This is a genomic window from Paracidobacterium acidisoli, assembly GCF_003428625.2.
Classification (GTDB): domain Bacteria; phylum Acidobacteriota; class Terriglobia; order Terriglobales; family Acidobacteriaceae; genus Paracidobacterium; species Paracidobacterium acidisoli.
This window is the reverse complement of sequence record NZ_QVQT02000002.1, coordinates 590,702-612,312: the sequence shown is the minus strand read 5'-3', so window position 1 is coordinate 612,312 and position 21,611 is coordinate 590,702. Positions and strand designations below refer to the sequence as shown.

Here is a 21,611-nt window from a genome sequence, read left to right as displayed (position 1 = left end):
CCATGTTCAGAAAAGTCCTTATCGCCAATCGCGGCGAAATCGCGCTGCGCATTATCTGCGCCTGTAAAGAGATGGGTATCCGCACGGTGGCGGTGTACAGCGAGGCCGACCGTCACTCGCTGCATGTCCGGTTCGCCGATGAGGCGATCTGCATCGGGCCGCCGCGCTCGGCGGAGAGCTATCTGAGCGTTCCGGCGGTGATCAGCGCCGCGGAGATCGCGGACGTGGATGCCATTCATCCGGGCTACGGCCTGCTGAGCGAAAACGCCAACTTCGCCGAGGTATGCCGGGTCTCGAATATCAAATTTATCGGGCCGCCTCCGGAAGTGACGCGGCTGATGGGCGAAAAGGAAAAGGCGCGGCAGGCGATGAAGCGCGCCAAAGTGCCGATTCTTCCCGGCTCGGATGGCGTGATTCAGTCAGAGGGTGAGGCGCTGGAGTGGGCGAAGAGCGTCGGCTACCCGGTCATTCTCAAGGCCTCAGCCGGCGGCGGCGGACGCGGTATGCGCGTGATCCGCTCTCCCGAGGAGCTGCCCGCGCTTTTCCAGGCGGCGCACACCGAGGCTGCGAATGCCTTCGGCAACGGCGACCTCTACATGGAGAAGTTCGTCGAGCAGCCGCGCCACATCGAATTCCAGATTCTGGCCGATGAGCACGGCAACGTGATGTCGCTGGGCGAGCGCGAGTGCTCGATCCAGAGACGGCATCAGAAGCTGATCGAGGAAGCGCCGTCGCTGCAGGTGACGCCGAAGATGCGTGAAGAGATCGGCAAAACGCTGAAGAAGTCGCTCGAAGCGGTCGGCTATCAGAACGCAGGCACGATCGAGTTTCTGATGGATGAAGACGGCAAGCTCTACTTCATCGAGATGAACACGCGCATTCAGGTGGAGCATCCGGTCACGGAGATGGTTACCGGGATCGATCTGGTGAAGGCGCAGCTGCGCATCGCCTCCGGCGAGAGGCTTTCGAGCATCGTGCCGGGACCGGTTTCGATCAACGGCCACGCCATCGAGTGCCGCGTGAATGCCGAGCATCCGGAGAAGTTCACGCCATCCGCGGGAAAGATCACGGCCTTCAACGTTCCCGGCGGCAACGGGGTTCGCGTGGATACGGCGCAGTATGCGGAGGGCGTGGTTCCTCCGTATTACGATTCGCTGATCGCGAAGCTCATTACGCATGGCAAGGATCGCGAAGAGGCGATGTCGCGGATGCGCCGGGCGCTGGAGATGTTTGTGGTGCAGGGCATTCACACGACGATTCCTCTGCATCGGCGCATCTTCGAGGATGAGGATTTCCGGCAGGGACGCTTCGATACCAAGTTCATGGAGCGGTTTTTAGCAAAGGGCAAAGAGCAAAGTTCCTCATAGAACGGCCGTACGGCTGTTTGTCACCGGATTTGCACAGCACAGCCGCAGTGCAAGCTCTTTGCCGCAAAGAATGTGGATGGTATTTCCACAGTAAGGCCGCCATTTCCACACCAGGAAATCTTTGACAGCCTCTGGCATTTTTCCGGAAGGCGAGTACTATTCATTGCAACGGAAGAGAGATCTTCCAGAAGGAGAAAGCGGACAAGGGGACGCTGCGGGGGCCGGCAACGGAGCCTGCGAGGCAATCGGGAAACCGGAGGCCGAAAAGGTGAAACCAGGAAAGCTTTTATGACCGGCGCATGGAGGGATCATGCGGAAAGCGCAGGCGAAAGCCTGCAGAGACCGAATGACTCCGAAGTGAAAGCAGGTTGTGATCCGGAAGCCGAACCGGATCTTCGAAAAATCGGACAGAGGGGGCGAGATTCCGCAAGGAAAATCGCCCCTTCGCTTTTTTCCCGGTAATGCACTGAGGCTTCCATTCTCAGTGTCTGAGCGATGAGCGACCGCTTTCGCTTCACCGGCTGGCGTTTCACCACAGAGGACACGGAGAGCACAAAGAAATCCTGCGCTCCCGCGCTTTCTTCGGGGAAATGGTCAGAGCAGCACGTTACTGATCGGATAACGACGCATCCTTTCCCCCTCTTCGGCGCATCACGGAATCAGGTAGACTGCCCACGATGAGCGCTTCCATGTACATCGTCGTTGAAGGTGAAGACCCGGGATACGATATTTTCGTGAACGGGCACGCTCTGGCGCGCAATGAGGATGCGCTTGAGAAGCTGGCTGAGCGGCTTGGCATCAAGCCGATGCTCGAGTTCTTTTCCGCCGATGAGAATTCGATGGCTCTGCTGCTCGAAGAGGGCGCAGGCGACCCGGAGTGGGCCAAGACGCTGCCTCCGCCGCAGTGGTATACGCCGGAGGACGGGCTGGTCACGATCGGCACGCTGCTGGATTTTCTGAAGGACGCTCCCATGTCGCTCGGCAGCGAGACGGCTCCTGTGATGAGCGAGCTGGAGGAGTATGAGCGCGTGCTGCGCAAGACGGCGCTGCGCAGTCTGCGCTGGCACCTTGCCGTGAGCTGGCGATAGCGCGGAAGGTGAAAAGCAGAAAGGCCCGCAGATTCGCTGCGAGCCTTTTCCTTTTTACAATGAAAAGCAGGATTTACCGATAACGTTGAGCGGGATTCAGACAGAGGCGTGAGCGAGCACGCGCTCCAGCGTGGGCGCGATGTGCTGATCGAGCGGCACCTGCCCCTGCATGACTTTGGAGAGGCCGTCGGCGGCGATGAACTCGACGTTCGTGATGCCGATGAAGCCGAGGATGGTGCGCAGATACGGGATCACAAAGTCCATAACGGCGAGCGGAGTGTCAGGCTGGTAGACGCCGCCGCTGCTGATGATCACGGTCGCCTTTTTCCCCTTGATCAGGCCCTCGACGGAGCCGCCGGAGGTGTAGGAGAAGGTGCGGCCGGCGCGAACGACCTGGTCGATCCACGACTTGAAGGCCGCGGGGATGGAAAAGTTGTACATAGGAACGCCGAAGACGTATTCGTCGGCGGCCTGGAGCTCCTGGATCAGGGTCTCGGAGACGGCCAGAGTCTGATTCTGCTCGGGCGTGCGGGCTGCGGGCGGTGTGTAGGCCGCGCCAATCCAGTTGACGTCGACCAGGGGCAGCGGAGAGGCTCCATAAAGGTCGCGCTCGATGATCCGGGCATCAGGGTGATGTTTAAGCCAGCGGTCTGCGAAAGCCGCGGTAAGCTGGCGCGACACGGAGGCGTCTCCGCGCGGACTGGAATCGATCTTCAGAAGTGTGCTCATGGCTGAGACCTCACATTTGGACGCCAACATATGGCGTCTAAGCAACAGATGTTAGTTAATGGAAAGCGATGCAGAGATTTTGGCAGGGATGCGGATGGGGTATGGAGCGGTGAATTCTCAGCGCGGAAGGTCCCGTGATGTTCTCGTGCTGGGGGCCGGAGCCGCAGGGCTGATGGCGGCGATCGAGGCGGGGCGGCGCGGGCTAAGGGTGACGGTGCTGGACCATGCCGAGCGGCCAGGGAAGAAGATCCTGATCTCAGGCGGGGGTCGGTGCAATTTCACGAATATCCACTGCCGGCCGGAGAATTTTCTTTCCGAGAATCCGCATTTTGCGCGGTCGGCGCTGGCTGGGTTTACGCCGCAGGATTTTCTGGAGCTGGTGCACCGGCACCGCATTCCGTACCACGAGAAGACGCTGGGGCAGCTTTTCTGCGATGGATCGGCGCAGGCGATTCTCGATCTGCTGCTGGAAGAGTGCGCGGCGGCGGGCGTGGAGATTGAGCTGCGCCAGAAAGTGACCGCCGTGGGGCACGGCTCCGGCTTTACGGTGGAGACGGAGAGCGATTCATTCGGCTCCTCGGCGGTGATCGTCGCGACGGGCGGGCTGTCGATTCCGAAGATGGGCGCGACCGGGCTGGCCTACGAGATTGCCCGGCAGTTTGGGCTGAGAGTGGTCGAGCCGCGGCCGGCGCTGGTGCCTCTGACACTGGATGGAGCAGCGCGGGAGAGCTGGTGCGATCTGGCGGGCGTTTCGGCAGAGGTGGTGGCGTCGACGGGAAAGCAGCGCTTTCGGGAGAAAATGCTGGTCACGCATCGCGGCCTGAGTGGTCCGGCGATTCTGCAGATCTCTTCGTACTGGCGGCAGGGAGAGACGGTGGAGATTGACTTTGCGCCCGGAGAGCCGGTCTATGCAGGGCTGCTCGCATTGAGCGCCGGGCGGCATACGGCGGCAGCGGAGACGGCATTGCGGCAGGTGCTGCCGCAGCGGCTGGCGGAACGGCTGCTGGCGCTCGATCCGCCGCAGGGGTGGAGCAATCGTGCGCTGGAGGCGGCGGAGCAACGGCTGCACCGATGGCCCGTCGTGCCTTCGGGAACGGAAGGCTTCGACAAGGCCGAGGTCACGGCGGGCGGAGTCGCCACGGCGGAGCTTTCAGCGAAGACGATGGAGGCGAAGCGGGTGCCTGGTCTCTACTTCATCGGTGAGGCCGTCGATGTGACAGGCCATCTGGGCGGGTTCAACTTCCAGTGGGCGTGGGCTTCGGGCGCGGCGGCGGGAAGGGCGGTAAAAGCAGGGATTAGGGATTAGGGATTAGAGATTGCCGACGCGATCTCGCCGAGGATGGCTTCGGCGGCCTGTGCCGGGTCAGGAGCCTGAGTGATGGGGCGGCCGACGACGAGGAAGCCGGCTCCGGCGGCGATGGCTGCGGCGGGGGTGGCGACGCGCTTCTGGTCGCCGATGGCGGCTCCGGCAGGGCGGATGCCGGGGATGACCAGAGTAGCTTTGGGCAGATGGCTGCGCAGCGCGGGAAGCTCTTCGGCGCTGGCGACAAATCCGCGGATGCCGGAGCCCCAGGCCATTTGGGCGAGGCGCAGAACCTGCGAGGCAGGTGGATCGGTGACGCCGGTGGCGGCAAGCTGCTGCTGATCCATGCTGGTGAGGACGGTGACCGCGAGGAGCTTCGGCGCGTGCGGAGTCGAGGCGGCTTCCGCAGCGGCCGCGAGCATGGCCGGTCCGCCGGAGGCATGGACGGTGAGCATGTCTGCCCCGCAGATGGTGGCGGAACGGACGGCTCCCGCGACGGTGTTGGGGATGTCGTGGAGCTTGAGATCAAGGAAGACGGAGAAGCCGCGGCGGCGCAGGGTCTCGACGATGCCGTTGCCGGCAGCGAGGTAGAGCTCGAGGCCCACTTTGAACCAGCCGCAGAGACCGCTGAGACGGTCGACGGCGGCGAGCGCCGAGACCGAATCCGGATAGTCGAGGGCGACGATCAGGCGGTCCCGTGCCGAGGTGTTTTCGTTCCCGGTGTTCTGCGCAGGCGACAGATGCAGCGCGGCTTCCGCAGCGGAATTCATTGTGAATTCAGTGTACGCTGCGGGCCGCCATGCGGAGCGATCAGCGTGCAGCAGCAGGAGTAAGCGGCCAGCTGAGCTGAGCCACTTCGGGATTTGCGCGGATCAGTTCGACGCGCACCGGGGCCGTTCCCCTTTGGCTGAAGCCGAGAAACCTGGCTGCCGCATACGAAAGGTCGATCACACGGTTCTCCGGCAGCGGCCCACGGTCATTGACGCGTACGACGACCGATTTATGGTTGCGGAGATTGGTGACACGGACCAGGGAGCCGAGCGGCAGAGTGCGATGCGCACAGGTCAGCTCGTTCATGTCATAGACTTCACCGCTTGCTGTGGTGCGGCCCTGAAAGAACCGTCCATACCAGGAAGCGCGTCCGATTTCATACCAGTGGTGCTTCGGCGCATTGGCCGACTGATGGGTTTGGGTACTGTCGGCCGGGGAAGCGGCCTGCACTCCGGTGATACCCACGATGGTGGCGAGCAGGGTTCCGGCAATGGTCCAGAGTCGTCGAGGTCGAGCCGTGATTTTGGGTTCGATAGAAAACATACTCCTCCTCACAAAATTGTATGGAGGCAGATAGAGCTAAGTCAAACATTCTGAACAATTTAATTTCTCGATTTACTTGCATATCTTTACTCATTGTGATAGGCCGGAAGGGCTGGAGCAGAGGAGCGGGAAGGCCTTCTGAGGCATGTAAAGGTACGATGAACTGGGAGCTGAAGGCGATGCCAGCCACGAATCTTTCTCCGGTCAGACAGACTAGACCTTGAAAACGAATGAGACAACCATTTCCGGAGGAGCCCCGCCGGTCGCTTTGACTGTGGCCGGATTCGATCCGGGGTCGGGTGCCGGAATCACGGCCGACCTGAAGGTCTTTGCGGCGCATGGGCTCTTCGGGGTCTCGGCGATTACGGCGCTGACCGTGCAGTCGACCCAGGGGGTGCGGCGGGTCGAGCCGGTTGCGGGAGCGCTGCTGCGGGAGACGCTGGATTGCCTGGCCGCGGATGTCGAGATCGCCGGGGTGAAGATCGGCATGCTGGGAAGCACCGAGGTAACTGAGGCTCTGGCCGGGTTTCTGGCCGCGTCGGGCATTCCGCGCAGCCGTGTAGTGCTGGACCCGGTGCTGCGGTCGAGCTCAGGGAAGGCGCTGCTGGAGGAGGCGGGCGTCAGGCTGCTGCGGGAAAAACTATTGCCTCAGGTGGGATGGGTCACGCCGAATCTGGCTGAGCTGGCCGTTCTGACGGGGCTGCCGGAGCCGGCGCAGCCTGCGGAGATTCCGGAGGCGGCGCGAGCGCTGGCCCGGATGGCGGCGGAGACTGGAAGGGCGGCGGCCGGAGAAGCCGGACTCCATGTTGTGGTGACGGGCGGGCATCTGGACCGGCCGGATGATTTTCTGCTGGCTGCGAATGGGGAGGAGCGCTGGTTTCCGGGGACGCGGGTTGAGACTTCGGCGACCCATGGAACGGGCTGCGCCTTTTCGTCGGCGCTGCTGAGCCGGGTGCTGCTGGGAGACGGTCCTGTGGAGGCGGTCGCCGGGGCGAAGGCTTATGTGCGGGCGGCGATGAAGGCTGCGTATCCGATCGGCAAAGGCCGGGGGCCGATGCATCATCTGTATGCGCTTGAGCCGAAGGCAGGCGAAGGCCGGTAGGGCCCGGCGGCTATTTCTGTGCTGCAGGAGCAGCGGCGGCGGCTTCTTCGGGCGCGGGCTGCGGCGGGATCAGGGAGATTTCCTCGACGATGCTGATACCGGTGCGGCGCAGAAGCTGCAGGACGATGGGCTTGGTAAGGCGGGTGGCGTCGTACTCGACGCGGATGGTCTTTGCTGCCTCATCGACACGGATACGGCGAATTCCATAGACCTCGCGGGCGTTGCCGAGGGAGAACATGGCGGCTTCGTCGGGGTGGTGCTCGTAACGATAGAGGACTTCCAGCTGCGTCATGGCTTTGATGATACTTCATCCGGAACCGGGACCGGGCGGCGCGGTCAGAGGCGCTGCAGGTAGTTCACGATCTCGGGGCTGGTCCAGTCCTGCGGGCCGATGAATTTGCGGCGGATGACGCCATGCGCGTCGATGATGTAGGTCTCGGGGGGACGGGTGGTGCCGTAGGCGAGGTTCGACTTCTGCGAGAGGTCGAGCGCGGTGACCAGATTGTCGATGTGGTTGTCGGCAAGGTACTGGCGGTAGGCGTCCGCGTCCTGATCGAAGCTGACAGCCAGGACGACGATGCCGGGCATCTGGCGCTGGAGCTGCATGAGCGAAGGGAACTCCTCGAGGCAGGGCGGGCACCAGCTGGCCCAGAAATTGAGCACGACGGTTTTACCGCGGTACTGGCTGAGGCTGACGTTTTGCGATCCGTCATGGATGGTAAAGGCGGGGGCGGCTTCGCCGACCTGGATGGGGTGGTCGCCGCGGTTGCAGCCCGAGGCGGCCGCGAAGAGCAGCGCCAGGCTCAGAGCGCACGAAGCGGTCTTTGCGATGCGTCGCGCGGCGCATGTGGCTCCGGCAGGCAGGCGGGTCGAAAGCATGCTTCTATAATAATGAGTCGACTGGTCTTTGATAGCAGCAGTGATCCATACCCTGTGAATACATTCCTCGAAACGGCCTCCTCATACTCGCTCAGCGTGATCGTTCCTGCCCGCAATGAAGAAGACTGCGTGGGCGATTGCCTGCGCTCGCTTGCCGCACAGTCGGAGCCGGGCTGGGAGCTGGGGCGGGAGTGGGAGATTCTGCTGGTGGATGACGGCTCGACCGACCGCACGCGCGCCATTGCCCAGGGGATTGCGGGTGTGACGGTGATGGAAGCGGCGGCTCCGCCGAAGGGGTGGACGGGAAAGGCCCATGCCTGCTGGACGGGCTGGCTGGCGGCGCGCGGCGAGTGGCTGCTGTTTACCGATGCGGATACGGTGCATGAGCCGGGTCATCTGCGTCTGGCGATGATCGAGGCCGAGCGGCACAAGGCGGGCATGCTGTCGTATTCGCCGCGGCAGGTGGTGACGGGGCTGGCGCAGCGCACGCTGATGCCGCTGATCTTCAGCGAGCTGTCGATGACGTATTCACCGGCAAAGATCAACGATCCGGAGACCCATGTGGCGGCGGCGAACGGGCAGTTTATCCTGGTGCGGCGCGAGGTGTATCAGCACATCGGAGGACACGAAGCGGTGGCTGACACGGTGCTGGAAGATGTGGCGCTGGCGAATCTGGTGAAGCGGCGCAAACTGGGGCTGCGCTTCCGCTATGCTCCGGAGGCGGTGTCGGCGAGGATGTACCGCAGCTTCGGCGCGATGTGGGAGGGGTGGACGAAGAACCTGGCGCTGCTCTTCGGGAATCCGCTGCCGATGGCGGGGATGAAGCTGGTGCAGTTCGCGGTGATCGTGGGTATACCGCTGCTGGCGTGTTTTATGTGGCAGACGACGGGACGCTGGACGGTGGCGGGTTTATTGCTGCTGGTGTGGCTGCGGGCGCTGTGGGGCTACTATCGCAGAGTGGCGAAGTCGCATTTTCCCTTCGTCGATTGCCTGATCAGCCCTCTGGGGGTGCCGCTCTTGGCCGCGCTGCTGTGGCGAAGCTGGTTTCAGCACACGATGACCAGACGGGTTTCGTGGAAGGGACGTGAATATGCCGGCGGACGTTAAGTGAAGCGCCACCGGGCTGTGAGGCATCCATCAAATATGTCCGTCTAAAATCATGTGCCTGACGTACAAAAATGGATTATGACAATGGATTTGCCCTGCCCTGGAGGAGAACGTGACGGAAAATCATACCCGCTTTGAAAAGGTCGACTATAAGACGTTGAATGCTCGACAAAAAGAATTGTTCAACTTCCAGAAGATAGCGGCTACGCTTGCCGACTATGGATTTAACTGCATCAAGCTCGCCGACGATTGGCAGGGAGCAGATTTCCTTGCGTACCATGTAAATGGGACGAGCACATTGAAAGTGCAGTTGAAGTCGAGGCTGACAATTGACCGGAGATACTCCGGCAAAGACATTTGGATGGCATTCCCGCACGGAGGCCATTGGTATCTTGTGAAGCACGATTGCTTAATCGAAAAGGTCCTGGCGAACACGGATTGGCTCAGCAGCAGTTCATGGAAGGACAAGGATAAGGGTAAATACCATTCGATCAGCATCAATCCGGAACTGTTGGAGAGCCTTACAGAATACAAACTTGGACCGATTTATGGTCTTGTTTTACAGGTCTGAAACTGTGCCCAAATTTTCGAATTTTATGACAGATAAGCTGTTTCGAGTTTGATCCTATGATTCTGCTGACGAGACGGGCGGAGTTTTCCGCTTCGCATTTTTACTGGAACGACGACTGGAGCGCGGAAGAGAATGAGCGCGTCTTCGGAAAATGTGCCAATCGTAACGGTCACGGACACAATTACACGCTGGAGATCACGGTGTCGGGCGATGTGGACGCGAAGACCGGATTCGTTGTGGACCTGAAGGAGCTGAAGGAGATTCTGGAGCGCGAGGTGGTTTCCGTCTACGACCACCGGCACCTGAACTATGAGGTTCCTGAATTTCGCGATGCGATTCCGACTACGGAAAATATTGCGATCGCCGTGTGGAAGCGGCTGGACGGAAAGATTCCCGGCGCAAAGCTGGAACGCGTGCGCGTGTATGAGATGCCCGATCTGTTTGCCGAATATTACGGGGATTAACCGCGCAGGCAGACACGTCTTCTGCGTGGAGGAAAGGACGATGGCCGGATACATGAGGACGCGAGGGACAGAACGGTGAGGGCCTGGCTGGGGAGGAGATATCGGCTGAGCGCGTCGCACCGGCTGCATACCGATGCGCTGAGCGAGGCGGAGAACCGCGCCATCTACGGCAAGTGCAATAACCCTCACGGGCACGGGCACAACTACGTGATCGAAGTCACGGTAGGCGGCGAGGTCGATCCGAAGACGGGGATGGTCTGCGATCTGGCCGCGCTCGATGCCTGCGTGCAAAGGAAAGTGGTGGAACCTTTCGACCACATGAACCTGAATACGCTTCCATGCTTTCAGGATCGTGTGCCCACCACGGAGAATCTGTGTATGGAAGTGCATCGACGGCTAAAGGACGCGCTTACGGGAGTGGAGCTGGCGCGGGTAAGGGTGGAAGAGACGTCGAATAATTTTTTTGAGTATCGCGACGGCGCAATACCATCCGGGAAAGGCAACAGGGCATGAAGAATGGGGTAAAGGGCAGAGGGGCTGTTTCGATGGCCCTGGTGGACAGACTGGTGGAATCCACGGGGCTGGAAGACTGTTCGACGCAGGATATTTACCGGGAGCTGATCCGGCGCTTCGATGAAGACCCGACGCGGGACGGCCTGCTGCGCACGCCGGAGCGGATGGAGAAGACCATCGCCTTTCTGACCAAGGGGTATCACGAGGACCCGACTGCGATTCTGCGCGGCGCGATGTTCGATGTCGATTACGACGAGATGGTGATCGTGAAAGATATCGAGATGTTCTCTCTGTGCGAGCATCACATGCTGCCCTTCTTCGGCAAGGTGCACGTTGCGTATATTCCGAATGGCAAGGTGATCGGACTGAGCAAGATTCCGCGGCTGGTGGAGGTGTTTGCGCGCCGCCTGCAGGTGCAGGAGCGGCTGACGCGGCAGATTGCCGATGCGATTCATGACGCGATCGCTCCGCAGGGCGTGGGCGTGGTGATTGAGGCGCGGCATCTGTGCATGATGATGCGCGGCGTGGAGAAGCAGAACTCCTCGACGGTCACCTCGGCGATGGTCGGCGTCTTCCAGAAGCAGAACACGCGGGCGGAGTTTCTGTCGCTGGTGCGGGAGCGTATGCAGGCGAGCGTGTAATCCGCACGCCGGCTTTGCCTGGCGAGCCGGAAACCTGTATCTGCCGCGCGACGGGAAACATATATCTGCCGTGCAGCAGGAAACATATAGTAGTAGACGTGAACGGGCTTCTTATTCTCGACAAGCCGGGCGGCATGACCTCGCACGATGTGGTGACGCGGGTGCGGCGCGCGACCGGCGAATCTTCGGTAGGACATCTTGGCACACTGGACCCGATGGCGACCGGTGTACTTCCCCTGCTGCTTGGCAAATACACACGGCTGGCGCAGTTCTTCGGCGCGGCCGAAAAGGCCTATACCGGAACGATCCGCTTCGGCTTTGCCACCGACACGTATGACGCGGAGGGCAAAGCGGCCTCCGAGGTACAGGCGGTTGCGCTGACGCTGGAACAGGTGCGCGCCGCCGCATCGCGCTTTCACGGCGAGATGGAACAGATGCCGCCTCCATTTTCGGCGAAGAAAGTCGACGGCAAGGTGGCGCACCGGCTTGCGCGGGCCGGTGAGATGCCGAAGCTGAAACCGGCGCGGATCACCATTGCCGAATTTTCCATCGACTCCGTGGATGGCGATGTTGCCGCATTCACGATGCGCGTCTCGGCCGGAGGATATGTGCGGTCGGTCGCGCATGAGATGGGCCTGGCGCTGGGATGCGGCGCGCATCTGGCGAGCCTGCGACGCACGGCCGCGGGGCCGTTTACCCTGGCCGGTGCGCTTTCACTGGAAGAGATGGAATCGCTGGCGAGCGCTGGAGCTCTGGAGACGCGGATGCCGCACCCGCGCACGCTGCTGCCGGAGATTCCGCCGGTTGCCGGAGACGAGCAGACGCTGGGCCGTCTGCGCAACGGCATGCAGGTGAATCTGCCGGAGTTTTCAGGCGCTCCTCTGGTGAAGATCTTTGAAGGACAGCGGGAGCTGGTTGCGATTGGGAGACGCGTGGCCGGGACCCTGTTTCAGCCGAATGTGGTTCTGGTCTGAGCCGGTCTTATTTGTGCAGCATGGGCAGCAGCAGCGGAAGAAAGTTCTGCGCGATGAGCTCAGCGCCCTTTGCCGTGGGATGAATGCCGTCTTCCTGGATGGTTCCGGGGACGGTGTAGACATTGGCATAGAGCATGGGCAGCAGCGGGACGCGATATTTTGCCGCGACCGCGTGGTACATCTCATCGAACTGGTGGATGTAGTCGGGACCGTAGTTGGGAGGAAGCGTGATACCGGCGAGCAGCACGCGGCTGCCTGCTTTGCGCAGCGTGCCGACGATGGCGTCGATGTTATCGCGGGTGACGCTGAGAGGCAGGCCGCGCAGTCCGTCGTTGCCGCCGAATTCCACGATGACAACAGCAGGATGCAGCTTCAGCACGTCTTTCAGGCGGTTGACTCCGTCTTTGGAGGTGTTGCCGCTGATGCCCAGATTGACCACATGGTAGCGATAGCCGCGGGCGCTGAGAGCTTTCTGGATATAGTCGGGGTAGCTGTGGCCGGGCTCGGCGCCGTAACCGGCGGTGATGCTGTCTCCAAAGCAGACGATGGCCGGAACGGGCGCAGCGGGCGCTGCGTATATAGGGAGAGGAAGCAGCAGCGCGACGAGCAGAAGAAAGCGGCGACGCATCACTGCTTCAGTGTAGCAACGGCGGATAAGCAGGCGGCACGGAGAGACGGGAATGATTGAGGTGCGGGGGCTGAAGAAGTCCATTCGCAACGGAGCACGAACGGTGGAGATTCTGCGCGGGATCGATCTGACGATTCCGCGGGGTCAGTTTGTCGTCATCATGGGCGCGTCGGGAAGCGGAAAGAGCACGCTGCTGGGGCTGTTGGCGGGGTTGGATTCTCCGACGGAAGGCGATGTGATTCTGGATGGCGTGACGATCAGCCGGATGGAGGAAGACGATCTGGCGCAGGTGCGCGGCAGGAAGATCGGATTTGTCTTTCAGTCGTATCAGCTGATTCCCACGCTGACAGCGCTTGAAAATGTGCTGCTTCCGCATGAGCTGAATGCGCGCGGCGACGGACGAGCAAAGGCGCAGAGCCTGCTGGAGGCGGTGGGACTGGCAGACCGTCTGCATCACTATCCTGTGCAGCTTTCAGGAGGCGAGCAGCAGCGTGTGGCGCTGGCGAGGGCGTTCGTGCTCGATCCGCCGATTGTGATGGCCGATGAGCCGACCGGCAATCTCGATTCGAAGAACGGCCAGCATGTGCTCGACCTGCTGACGGACCGGCAGCGCAGCGCGGGCACGACGCTGGTGATGGTGACGCATGATCCGCAGATCGCCACATGCGCCGACCGGCAGATTCATGTGCGGGACGGAGTGGTTGTGGCCGATGAAGTGACGGAGGAGCGCGGCGGGGTGCGGGAACGATGAGCGGCCGCGGCATATCGGAAGACGCGAAGCCGGCTTTGCCGTGGATGACAGCGGCGCGCATTGCATGGCGCGAGCTGCATGCGTCGAAGGCGAAGTTTGTTTTCGTGCTGCTCTCAGTAGCTGTCGGCGTGGCTGCTCTGACGGGCGTGCGCGGCTTCAGCGAGTCGTTCCGCAGAACGCTGCTGACGCAGGCGCGGAGCATTATGGCCGCCGATCTCTCGGCGCGTATGAATCAGCAGGCGACAGCGCAGCAGATGCAGCAGCTGCAGGCCCTTCAGACGCATGGCGTAACCACGACGGCTGTAACGGAGATGGTCTCGATGGCGTCGCGCGAGGGCGATCCGGTCCCGCTGCTGGTGTCGCTGAAGGTTGTCGATCCTGCGATGTATCCGTTTTACGGCGCGGTTGTGCTTAGCCCCGCGGGCGATCTGCGCAGCGTCCTTACAGACGCGACGGTTGTGGTGGATGACAATCTGCTGGTGCGTCTGCAGGCGAAGATCGGCGACCGGCTGAAGGTCGGCGGGAAGTATTTCCGCATCGCCGCGGTGATTGCACGCGAGCCGGATCGCATCAACTCCGGCGTGGGACTGGGGCCGCGCGTGATGATGACTCGCGGCGCCGTCGAAGAGACGGGACTGCTGCAGGCGGGCAGCCGTGCGACGGAGCGCTATCTGTTTCGCATCGATACAACAAAGGCCAGCGTGGCCGATGTGCGCACGGATCTCGAGAAGATCTTGCCCGAAGCGCAGATTACGGACTTTCGCGAGACGAGTCCGGCGCTGACGGAGGGGATCGATCGCTCGACGGGATTGCTGAGCCTGATCTGCCTGGTGGCGATGGTGCTGGGCGTGATCGGCGTAGCGATGGCGATGCACGCGCATCTGCAGCAGAGGATCGAGGTGCTCGCGATCATGAAGTCGATCGGGGCACGCTCTTCCGATATTTTGCGAATCTATCTGCTGCAGACGCTGTTTCTGGGCGTGGGCGGCGCGCTGATCGGCGTGGCCATCGGCGCGGGCGTGGAGTATGCCTTTCCCTCATTGCTGGGCTCGCTCGTTCCGGTGCATACCGAGATTCATCTGCCGGTGAAAGTGATCCTGGCGGCGGTGGGAACGGGTGTGCTGACGACATTGCTGTTCTGCCTGCCGCCGCTGCTCGATGTGCGAAGGATTCGCCCGGTAGTGGTGCTGCGGAGGGTGATCGAGTCGGGTGAAGGTCAGCGCAGTTTTGTAGCACGCGTGAAGGAGCGGAAGCTGCAGATCGGCGCAATAGTGGTGATTGTCGCGGCACTGGGCGGGATTGCGGCGGTTCTCTCCGATTCGATGCTGGTGGGGAAGTGGTTTGCGGTCTGTCTGACGGCGCTGCTGGTGGTGATTCTGGGATTGTCTGCGCTGACGCTGCGCGGGCTGCGGCTCTTTCTGGCGCGAACGCGGCTGTATCTTCACTCGGCGGTGCGGCACGGGCTGGCGAACCTCTACCGGCCGGGAAATCAGTCGTCGGCGGTGCTGGCCGCGCTGGGTACAGGCGTAATGCTGATTCTGAGCGTCTTCTTCATGCAAAGCTCGGTGCTGGCCGCGCTGCGCGAAGGAGCGGGGCCGAAGACGCCGAATCTTTTTCTGGTGGATATCGGCAGCGAAGAGCTGCAGGGCGTGGAAGCGCTGCTGAAAAAGCAGCCGGGGCTTCAGGGCCCTCCGGAGATGATTCCGATCATCTCTTCGCGCGTGGTTTCCATCGACGGCAAATCGGTGGAGTCACTGGAACTGGAGCATTATCCGAAGCGTTTTTTGCGCTCAGTCCCGATCAGCTGGGCCGATGCCGTGCCGCCGGGAGCAAAGGTCGTGGAAGGGAAGTGGTGGCAGGACGCTTCGGTCTCTGAAGTAGCCGTTGTGAACCGCGTGGCGCAGAGGCTGCATCTGCACGCGGGATCGCAGGTGACCTTTGCGGTCGGCGAGAAGGAGATTCCCGTGCGCGTTGCGGCGATCTATAAGGTGGACGGCGAGCATGCTTTTGCGCGCAGCGAGTTCGTGCTTGCCTCTGGATTGCTGCGCGACCAGCCGACGGTCTGGTACGGAGCGGTGCATGTGCAGCGCGGCACGATTCCCGACTTCGAGCGGGCGATGTTTGCGGCCTATCCTACGGTGACCGTGATCAACATTGCGGACATTATCGACACGGTGCAGGGTGTGATCGACCAGATCACGATTGTGATCCGCTTTCTGGCAGGATTTTCGATTTTGTCAGGGCTGGTGATTCTTGCGTCGAGCGTGGCCAGCACGCGCTTTCGCCGCATTCGCGAGGTCGTCGTGCTGAAGACGCTGGGCGCGACGCGTAACCGTATCGCCGCTGTCTTCAGCGTGGAATTTCTTGTGCTGGGTCTGCTTGCAGGCGGTGTGGGCGCGCTCTTCGCGAATCTGCTTTCGCGGATTCTGCTGCACCGGATGGATGTGACGTTCCATACGAACTGGCAGGGAACGCTGATCGCGATTCCGGCGACCGCGCTGCTGGCTATCCTTACGGGGTGGATTGCCAGCTTTCGCATCCTCGGGCAAAAGCCGCTCGAAGTGCTGCGCGAAGAAAACTAGCCGCCCGGGTGAACCGTCTGACGGCGCAAAAGGCTGCACGGGGCTTCTTCAAAGCGCGTACTTTTCCGAAGCGCCTGTGCAGCTTTTTATCCGCGCATGCCGTTCTGCCTTATTCACTCACTCCGTGATCGAACTCGTCGCGCGAGCTAAAGCGGCGCACCAGCAGCGGCATGACAAAGAGAATCGCGAAGACGGTCGTGACCATTCCGCCGACCACAACGCGAGCCAGCGGCTGCTGTGCCTGGGCGCCAATCTCGCTGGTGACAGCGGCCGGAAGCAGACCGAGTCCGGCCGCCATGCAGGCCATCACGACAGGACGCATCTCGTCGAGACAGCCTTTTTCAAGGCCATGATCGAAGCCCTCCTCGCGCTGCGCACGGCGAATTCCGGAGAGGAAGACGACGGCGCCGAGCGTGGCCACGCCGGTGAGCGAGGTGAAGCCGACGGCCGCGGAGATGCTGAAGGACGTGTGCGTGAGGAAGAGTGTGAGGATTCCTCCGATGGCTGCGAAGGGCAGCGTGCCGACGACGATGAAGGCGTCGCGCCAGGTGCGGAACTGGATGTAGAGCAGCACCAGAATGACGACCAGGCTGACGGGAATGATGAAGGCCAGACGAGCCTGCTCCTTGCGCAGACTGTCAAACTCACCGGCCCATGTGTATTCATAGCCGGTGGGCAGCTTGATCTGCTGAGCCATGCGGCTTTGCAGATCCTGAATAGCGCTGGCGAGGTCGCGCCCGCGCACGCTGAATTTGATGGGGATGTAGCGACGGCCGCCTTCGTGATAGATCATGAAGGCTCCGTTATGCAGCGTGACATTGGCGACGGCGCCGAGCGGAACCTGATTCCCGTCGGGTGTTGCGACGAGGATTCTGCTGATGGCGTCGGGGGTGTCGCGGTACTGCGCAGCATAGCGCACGGAGAAATCGAAGCGGCGGTCGCCGTCGATGATCTGCGTAACGGGCGCTCCGCCGACGGCGGCCTGCACGACATTGTTGATGTCCTGCGCCTGCAGACCGTAGCGCGCGGCTTTGGCGCGATCGATGGAGATCATGAGGCTGGGCTGGCCGGTGACGTCGAAGACGCCGACGTCGGTAATACCGGGAACCGACTTCATGATGCCCTGGATTTTGTCGGCGATCTGCGTCAGCTGATCGAAGTCGCTGCCGAAGAGCTTGAGCGAGTTCTCTCCCTTGACGCCGGACATGGCCTCTTCGACGTTGTCCTGAATATTCTGCGAGAAGTTGAAGTCAATTCCGGGATACTTTTTGAAGCTGCTCTGGATCGCAGCGATGAGTGCGTCTTTATTGCCGTGAAACTCGGGACGCCACTGCGAGGCGGGCTTGAGATCGGCAAGAAATTCGATGTTATTGAAGGTGCTGACGTCGGTGCCGTCATCGGGGCGGCCCATCTGCGAGATGACCTGAGAGATCTCAGGATAGGCACGCAGAGTATCGCGGATATCGTCGGCGAGGTTCGATGAAGTCTGGAAGGAGACGTCCTGCTGCATGGTGGCGCGAATCCAGAGGTTGCCTTCTTCGAGCGCCGGCATAAATTCACCGCCGACAAATTTAAAGAGAATGACGGCGCCGATCAGACAGGCCAGCGCGATCATCCAGGCCGTTTTACGGAAGCGCAGCGCGCTGCGAAGTCCGCGGTCATAGTGACGGCGCAGGAAGGCACTCAGCCATGTTTCCGTGGCAGCGTGCGGCTTTGCTTTCTTCGGTGTCATGATCGCGCCCAGGACGGGAGCAAAGATCAGGGCGAAGATCAGCGCGCCGGTGAGAGCGAAGCCGTATGTGACCGACATCGGCGCAAAGATCTTGCCGGGCACGCCCTGCATGGTGAAGAGAGGAATGAAGGCGACCAGGATGATGAGCGTGGCGAAGAGCACAGGCTTTGCGGCCGCGCCGACGCCTTCGGTGATGAGGTCGCCGACCTCTTCCCCTTCGACTCGTCTTGAAACCTTTCGGTGCACATTTTCGAGAACGACAATGGACGCGTCCACGAGGATGCCGAAGTCGATGGCGCCGATCGAGATGAGGTTTGCTGAATGGTTCGTCAGCACCATCATCGTGAAGGAAAAGAGCACGGCAAAGGGAATGGTGATGGCGGCGATGAAGGTGATGCGGAGATCGCCGAGCATGCTGAGCAGCACCAGCGTGACCAGAATCAGCCCGGTAATGATGACGTGGCGGACGGTCGTGGTCGTGGTGTTGATCAGCGTGGTGCGGTCGTAGAGGGTCTTGATCTGCATGCCGGGAGGCAGCAGGTTGCCGTGGTTGAGCTGATGGATTTTTTCACGCAGTCCGGCGAGCGCGGGCAGCGATTTTTCGTTTTTCTGCAGCAGGACGATGCCTTCGACGATGTCGGGGTCGCCGTCGCGGCCCACTTTGCCGAGCCGCGGCTGATGGCCTTCCTGCACGGCGGCCACGTCGCTGAGCAGCACGGGAACGCCGTTGTGCTCGGCGACGACGATATCCTTCATGTCATCGACAGAGTGCAGCAGTCCGATGCCGCGCACGTTGACGCTCTGACTGCCGAGGGTGAGATAGTTGCCGCCCGCATTCGCATTACTGTTCTGCACAGCGTTGACGACCTGCGTCATCGTTACGCCGTAGGTGAGCAGCTTATTGGGATCGACTTCGGCCTGGTACTGACGAGTGGAGCCTCCGAAGGTGGCGACGTCGATGATGCCGGGGACCTGCTTGATCTGACGGACGACCAGCCAGTCCTGCGTGGCCTTCAGCTCATTGAGAGAGTAGCCTGCGCCGGTCAGCTCGTAGCGGTAGATCTCTCCGATGGGGGATTCCGGCGAGAGCTGCGGCTGCAGATTGTTCGGCAGGTTGACCTGCTGAATACGGTTCAGCGCTTCCTGACGATCGACGAAATAATCGCTGTCGAAGGTGAAGTACATCTTCACGTCGCTCAGGCCGAAGATGCTGATGGAGCGGATCTGATCGAGCCGGGGCGTTCCGTTCAGGCCGGTCTCAAGGGGAATGGTGACCTGCTGCTCCATTTCCTCCGCGGACCAGGAAGGGTTCTGCGTGATGAACTCGACCATCGGTGGCGATGGGTCAGGGTAGGCCTCGATGTCGAGCTGACGAAAGGCGAAGATGCCGATGGCGAGCCCGGCAAGAAAGAGGATCAGTATGACGTTCCGGTAGCGAAGAAGAACTCGAATCAGCGTCTGCATTTACTGCCCCTCTGATTCGCGCAGAAGCTCTGCTCCGGTGGAGACGATCTGGTCCCCATCGTTCAGCCCCTGGGTGATCTCATCTGATTTTTCGTGTATGGCGCCGAGCACGACATTACGCCGCTCATATTTACCGGGCGAAGTCTGCACGAAGACGAATGTTTCCTGTCCGCTCTGAATCACCGCTGTGGACGGGACGACGATCACGTCGCGCTTTTGATTGGTAACCGCGATGGTTGCATACATCTGCGGCTTGAGCTTGTGCCCGGGGTTGGGCAGCACCACGCGAACTTTGAGAGTGAGCGAGGTGGGATCGACTGCGTCGGAGATATTGCCGATGACGCCGTGCAGCGTCATATCCGGATAACCGTTGACGCTGATGTTGACCGGCTGGCCGACGTGAACGCCGGCCTGATCGCGCGGATAGAGATCGCCCATGATCCATACGGTGTCGATATCGGCGATGGTGGCGATGGCGTTGGCATTGTCGAGCGAGCGCTGCAACTCGCCGGGACCGGTGTTGACGTCGAGCACGACACCGGAGATGGGCGAGGTGATGGGCACGATGTCGGACGTATCGTTTTCCGAGAAACCGAGGAGGCGAAGAGCCTGCCGCGCACGCTCCAGCTCCGCATGGTCGGAATCGTCGAGAGCCTTCAGATCGTCGTAGTCGCGCTGCGCCATGACCTCATGCTGCAACAGCTCTTTGGCGCGGCTGAGCTGGAGGTCGGCGCGAGTGGCTTCGATCTTTGCTTTCTCAAAGTCGGAACGGGCCTGTGCGGCATCGCTGCTCTGCAGTGTGCCGATCTGCTGTCCCTTCTTCAGCTCCTGCCCGGGAAGGACACGGAGGGAGAGAACGCGGCCGCTGATGAGCGGGTAGACATGCACGATGTCGGTGGGGTTCGCGGTGATGCGCGCAGGCAGCATCAGCTGATCGGCCACGTGTTGGTGGCTGACGGTGATGGTATCCACCATCGGCTGCTTCGGAGTGGCCGTTTCCGGCGCGGTTTGCTCCTGTTTATTGCAGGCCGTCAGCGGCAGCAGGATGAGAACGGAATACAGGAGAAGACGATGGCGGCTCATGGGACGATCTCCGTTGCGGAAGCGAAGCTGAGTTGGTGGAGGCTGAGCCAGACCTGCTCATTGGCATTCAGCGCATCGAGGTTGACCTGCCGGTAGTCGCGCAGCGCATCAAGGTAGTCGAGCAGCGTGGCGCCTCCGTGGCGATAACTGAACTCGAGATTGTCGCGCACGCGGGTGGCCTCGGCCGCGTAGTGGCTGTTGTAGCGTTTGGCCACGTTCAGCGCTGCGTCGTAAGCGGCCCAGGCCTGGTCCACATCGCTGATGACCTGGTTGCGCGCTGCGATCTCGGCGAAGCGGCTCGACTGCGCCTCATAGCGCGTGCGCTCCTTTTCGCCCTGGTTGCGGTCGAAGATGCGAAGAGGGATGGAGACCTGGAAGCCCGCGCTGTTGTACGTGCCCACCCGCTCATACTCGCCGCCGACGGTGGGATCGACCGTTCCGTCGGCGACGGCCAGTTTCACGTTCGCATCGGCGAGCTGTACCGACTGCCGCGCGGCGAGATAATCGGGTCTCGCGGCGAGCGCCTCCTGTTCGATCTGCGGCAGCGCGACGGTGATCGATGGCGGATCGAGCGTGCCGGCGATGTCGAAGGCATCGGCCGGTTTTTCGACGCCGAGCAGAAGCTGCAGCGAGTCGCTGGCCTGCACGAGATTGAGGTGCGCGTTGTCATAATCCGATTCGAACTCGGCCTGCTGAAGGTCGATGCGCTCGAAGTCGGTATTGCTGATGTCGCCGGCATTCAGGCGCGCCCGGCTGAGATCGACGGTTTTGCGATAGCCGTCGAGATTATCCTGCGCGATCTTCAGAGCGGCCTTCGCGGCCAGCATGTTGGTGAAGGACTGCTTTACCTGCAGGATCGTCTGCCGCTCGGTGTCACGATACTGGCTCTGCGTCACATCGGTGGTGGCATGCGCGATATCGAGGCGCCAGCGCCGCTTTTGTCCGCGCTCGAAGAGACGGGAGACGTTGGCGGAGTAGCCATAAGGGCTGCTCGGGTTATCAGCGGGAAGGGAAACGTCGGCTCCGGAGACCGTGAAGTTCGGGTTTTGACGAAGCCCGGCGGTGATCTCGCTGGCCTTTGTTGCCGTTACGTGCTGCTGACCGGAGAGCAGTGTCGGATTTTTAGCGCGGGCAATGTCAATTGCCTGCTGCAGTGTGAGCGGCGCGGGGCCGGCCTGAGCATGAGCTGAGGCAAAGACGAAGGCCATTACCAGTAAAAGGGCCGCGCCTCGAACAGGAGAGAATCTCATACGCACATCCAGGGATCGCAATAAGCGATCGGGCGATTAACGAGAGTGAATTCAATATGTGACTGCGAG

The 21,611-nt window shown here is 61.4% G+C and carries 21 protein-coding genes; 12 read left to right on the top strand and 9 right to left on the bottom strand.

What is annotated here, in order from left to right; all coding sequences use genetic code 11:
- Positions 1 to 2: 2 nt before the first annotated feature.
- Both accC and D0Y96_RS06390 read left to right on the top strand, forming a co-directional pair.
- Positions 3 to 1,367 (top strand): acetyl-CoA carboxylase biotin carboxylase subunit, encoded by a 1,365-nt coding sequence (gene accC / locus D0Y96_RS06395; protein WP_117298496.1) that lies wholly within the window; start codon positions 3 to 5, stop codon positions 1,365 to 1,367.
- A 677-nt stretch (positions 1,368 to 2,044) separates the two neighbouring features.
- Positions 2,045 to 2,455, top strand: a complete 411-nt coding sequence (locus tag D0Y96_RS06390; RefSeq protein ID WP_117298495.1) for a hypothetical protein — start codon at positions 2,045 to 2,047, stop codon at positions 2,453 to 2,455.
- Between the two features lie 96 nt (positions 2,456 to 2,551).
- Here D0Y96_RS06390 and D0Y96_RS06385 read toward each other — a convergent pair whose 3' ends face one another.
- A complete protein-coding gene (locus tag D0Y96_RS06385) occupies positions 2,552 to 3,184 on the bottom strand; it encodes an FMN-dependent NADH-azoreductase (RefSeq protein WP_158562255.1) in 633 nt (210 codons plus the stop codon).
- A 109-nt stretch (positions 3,185 to 3,293) separates the two neighbouring features.
- Here D0Y96_RS06385 and D0Y96_RS06380 point away from each other — a divergent pair, with 109 nt between their 5' ends.
- Positions 3,294 to 4,490 carry a BaiN/RdsA family NAD(P)/FAD-dependent oxidoreductase gene (locus D0Y96_RS06380; protein ID WP_350448984.1) on the top strand — a complete coding sequence of 399 codons (1,197 nt, stop codon included), beginning with the start codon at positions 3,294 to 3,296 and terminating at the stop codon, positions 4,488 to 4,490.
- On the opposite strand, the gene pyrF is transcribed toward D0Y96_RS06380, so the two are convergent.
- The gene (pyrF, locus tag D0Y96_RS06375; protein ID WP_117298493.1) at positions 4,487 to 5,257 is read right to left on the bottom strand and encodes an orotidine-5'-phosphate decarboxylase; all 771 of its coding nucleotides are present in this window, start codon (positions 5,255 to 5,257) and stop codon (positions 4,487 to 4,489) included. The two genes, D0Y96_RS06380 and pyrF, sit on opposite strands and share 4 nt — an antisense overlap.
- 40 nt (positions 5,258 to 5,297) lie before the next feature.
- Positions 5,298 to 5,801, bottom strand: a complete 504-nt coding sequence (locus D0Y96_RS20590; protein WP_117298492.1) for a septal ring lytic transglycosylase RlpA family protein — start codon at positions 5,799 to 5,801, stop codon at positions 5,298 to 5,300.
- Positions 5,802 to 6,075: 274 nt separating this feature from the next.
- Between D0Y96_RS20590 and thiD the strand changes: the two genes are divergently transcribed.
- Positions 6,076 to 6,903, top strand: coding sequence for a bifunctional hydroxymethylpyrimidine kinase/phosphomethylpyrimidine kinase (gene thiD / locus D0Y96_RS06365; protein WP_350449000.1), 828 nt, complete (start codon positions 6,076 to 6,078; stop codon positions 6,901 to 6,903).
- A gap of 10 nt (positions 6,904 to 6,913) precedes the next feature.
- Here the strand turns inward: thiD and D0Y96_RS06360 are convergent, their stop codons facing one another.
- Both D0Y96_RS06360 and D0Y96_RS06355 read right to left on the bottom strand, forming a co-directional pair.
- Positions 6,914 to 7,195 (bottom strand): hypothetical protein, encoded by a 282-nt coding sequence (locus D0Y96_RS06360; protein ID WP_117298490.1) that lies wholly within the window; start codon positions 7,193 to 7,195, stop codon positions 6,914 to 6,916.
- Positions 7,196 to 7,239: 44 nt separating this feature from the next.
- On the bottom strand, positions 7,240 to 7,782 hold the full coding sequence (locus tag D0Y96_RS06355; protein WP_117298489.1) for a TlpA family protein disulfide reductase: 543 nt from the start codon (positions 7,780 to 7,782) through the stop codon (positions 7,240 to 7,242).
- Positions 7,783 to 7,794: 12 nt separating this feature from the next.
- Between D0Y96_RS06355 and D0Y96_RS06350 the strand changes: the two genes are divergently transcribed.
- The 6 genes from D0Y96_RS06350 to truB all read left to right on the top strand — a co-directional run bounded on the left by D0Y96_RS06350 (position 7,795) and on the right by truB (position 12,052).
- Complete coding sequence (locus tag D0Y96_RS06350) at positions 7,795 to 8,889, top strand: glycosyltransferase family 2 protein (RefSeq protein WP_117298488.1); 1,095 nt, start codon at positions 7,795 to 7,797, stop codon at positions 8,887 to 8,889.
- Between the two features lie 112 nt (positions 8,890 to 9,001).
- Positions 9,002 to 9,460: a hypothetical protein gene (locus D0Y96_RS06345; RefSeq protein WP_199480192.1), complete on the top strand. Its 459-nt coding sequence runs from the start codon at positions 9,002 to 9,004 to the stop codon at positions 9,458 to 9,460.
- A 56-nt stretch (positions 9,461 to 9,516) separates the two neighbouring features.
- Positions 9,517 to 9,924 (top strand): 6-pyruvoyl trahydropterin synthase family protein, encoded by a 408-nt coding sequence (locus D0Y96_RS06340; RefSeq protein ID WP_117298487.1) that lies wholly within the window; start codon positions 9,517 to 9,519, stop codon positions 9,922 to 9,924.
- A 75-nt stretch (positions 9,925 to 9,999) separates the two neighbouring features.
- A complete protein-coding gene (locus tag D0Y96_RS06335; protein ID WP_117298486.1) occupies positions 10,000 to 10,437 on the top strand; it encodes a 6-carboxytetrahydropterin synthase in 438 nt (145 codons plus the stop codon).
- 32 nt (positions 10,438 to 10,469) lie between these two features.
- Positions 10,470 to 11,078 carry a GTP cyclohydrolase I FolE gene (folE, locus tag D0Y96_RS06330; protein WP_117298485.1) on the top strand — a complete coding sequence of 203 codons (609 nt, stop codon included), beginning with the start codon at positions 10,470 to 10,472 and terminating at the stop codon, positions 11,076 to 11,078.
- Positions 11,079 to 11,176: 98 nt separating this feature from the next.
- The gene (truB, locus tag D0Y96_RS06325) at positions 11,177 to 12,052 is read left to right on the top strand and encodes a tRNA pseudouridine(55) synthase TruB (protein ID WP_117298484.1); all 876 of its coding nucleotides are present in this window, start codon (positions 11,177 to 11,179) and stop codon (positions 12,050 to 12,052) included.
- Between the two features lie 7 nt (positions 12,053 to 12,059).
- Here truB and D0Y96_RS06320 read toward each other — a convergent pair whose 3' ends face one another.
- A complete protein-coding gene (locus tag D0Y96_RS06320; RefSeq protein WP_117298483.1) occupies positions 12,060 to 12,680 on the bottom strand; it encodes an arylesterase in 621 nt (206 codons plus the stop codon).
- Positions 12,681 to 12,732: 52 nt separating this feature from the next.
- Here D0Y96_RS06320 and D0Y96_RS06315 point away from each other — a divergent pair, with 52 nt between their 5' ends.
- Positions 12,733 to 13,431, top strand: coding sequence for an ABC transporter ATP-binding protein (locus tag D0Y96_RS06315; RefSeq protein ID WP_117298482.1), 699 nt, complete (start codon positions 12,733 to 12,735; stop codon positions 13,429 to 13,431).
- Complete coding sequence (locus D0Y96_RS06310; RefSeq protein ID WP_117298481.1) at positions 13,428 to 16,013, top strand: ABC transporter permease; 2,586 nt, start codon at positions 13,428 to 13,430, stop codon at positions 16,011 to 16,013. Before D0Y96_RS06315 ends, D0Y96_RS06310 begins: the two co-directional genes overlap by 4 nt.
- A gap of 109 nt (positions 16,014 to 16,122) precedes the next feature.
- Here D0Y96_RS06310 and D0Y96_RS06305 read toward each other — a convergent pair whose 3' ends face one another.
- The 3 genes from D0Y96_RS06305 to D0Y96_RS06295 are packed head-to-tail and all read right to left on the bottom strand — an operon-like array spanning position 16,123 to position 21,542.
- Entirely contained in the window at positions 16,123 to 19,209 is a 3,087-nt protein-coding gene (locus tag D0Y96_RS06305; protein ID WP_117298480.1) for an efflux RND transporter permease subunit, read from the bottom strand.
- On the bottom strand, positions 19,210 to 20,292 hold the full coding sequence (locus D0Y96_RS06300) for an efflux RND transporter periplasmic adaptor subunit (RefSeq protein ID WP_117298479.1): 1,083 nt from the start codon (positions 20,290 to 20,292) through the stop codon (positions 19,210 to 19,212).
- A complete protein-coding gene (locus D0Y96_RS06295) occupies positions 20,289 to 21,542 on the bottom strand; it encodes a TolC family protein (RefSeq protein WP_117298478.1) in 1,254 nt (417 codons plus the stop codon). Before D0Y96_RS06295 ends, D0Y96_RS06300 begins: the two co-directional genes overlap by 4 nt.
- Positions 21,543 to 21,611: the final 69 nt, after the last annotated feature.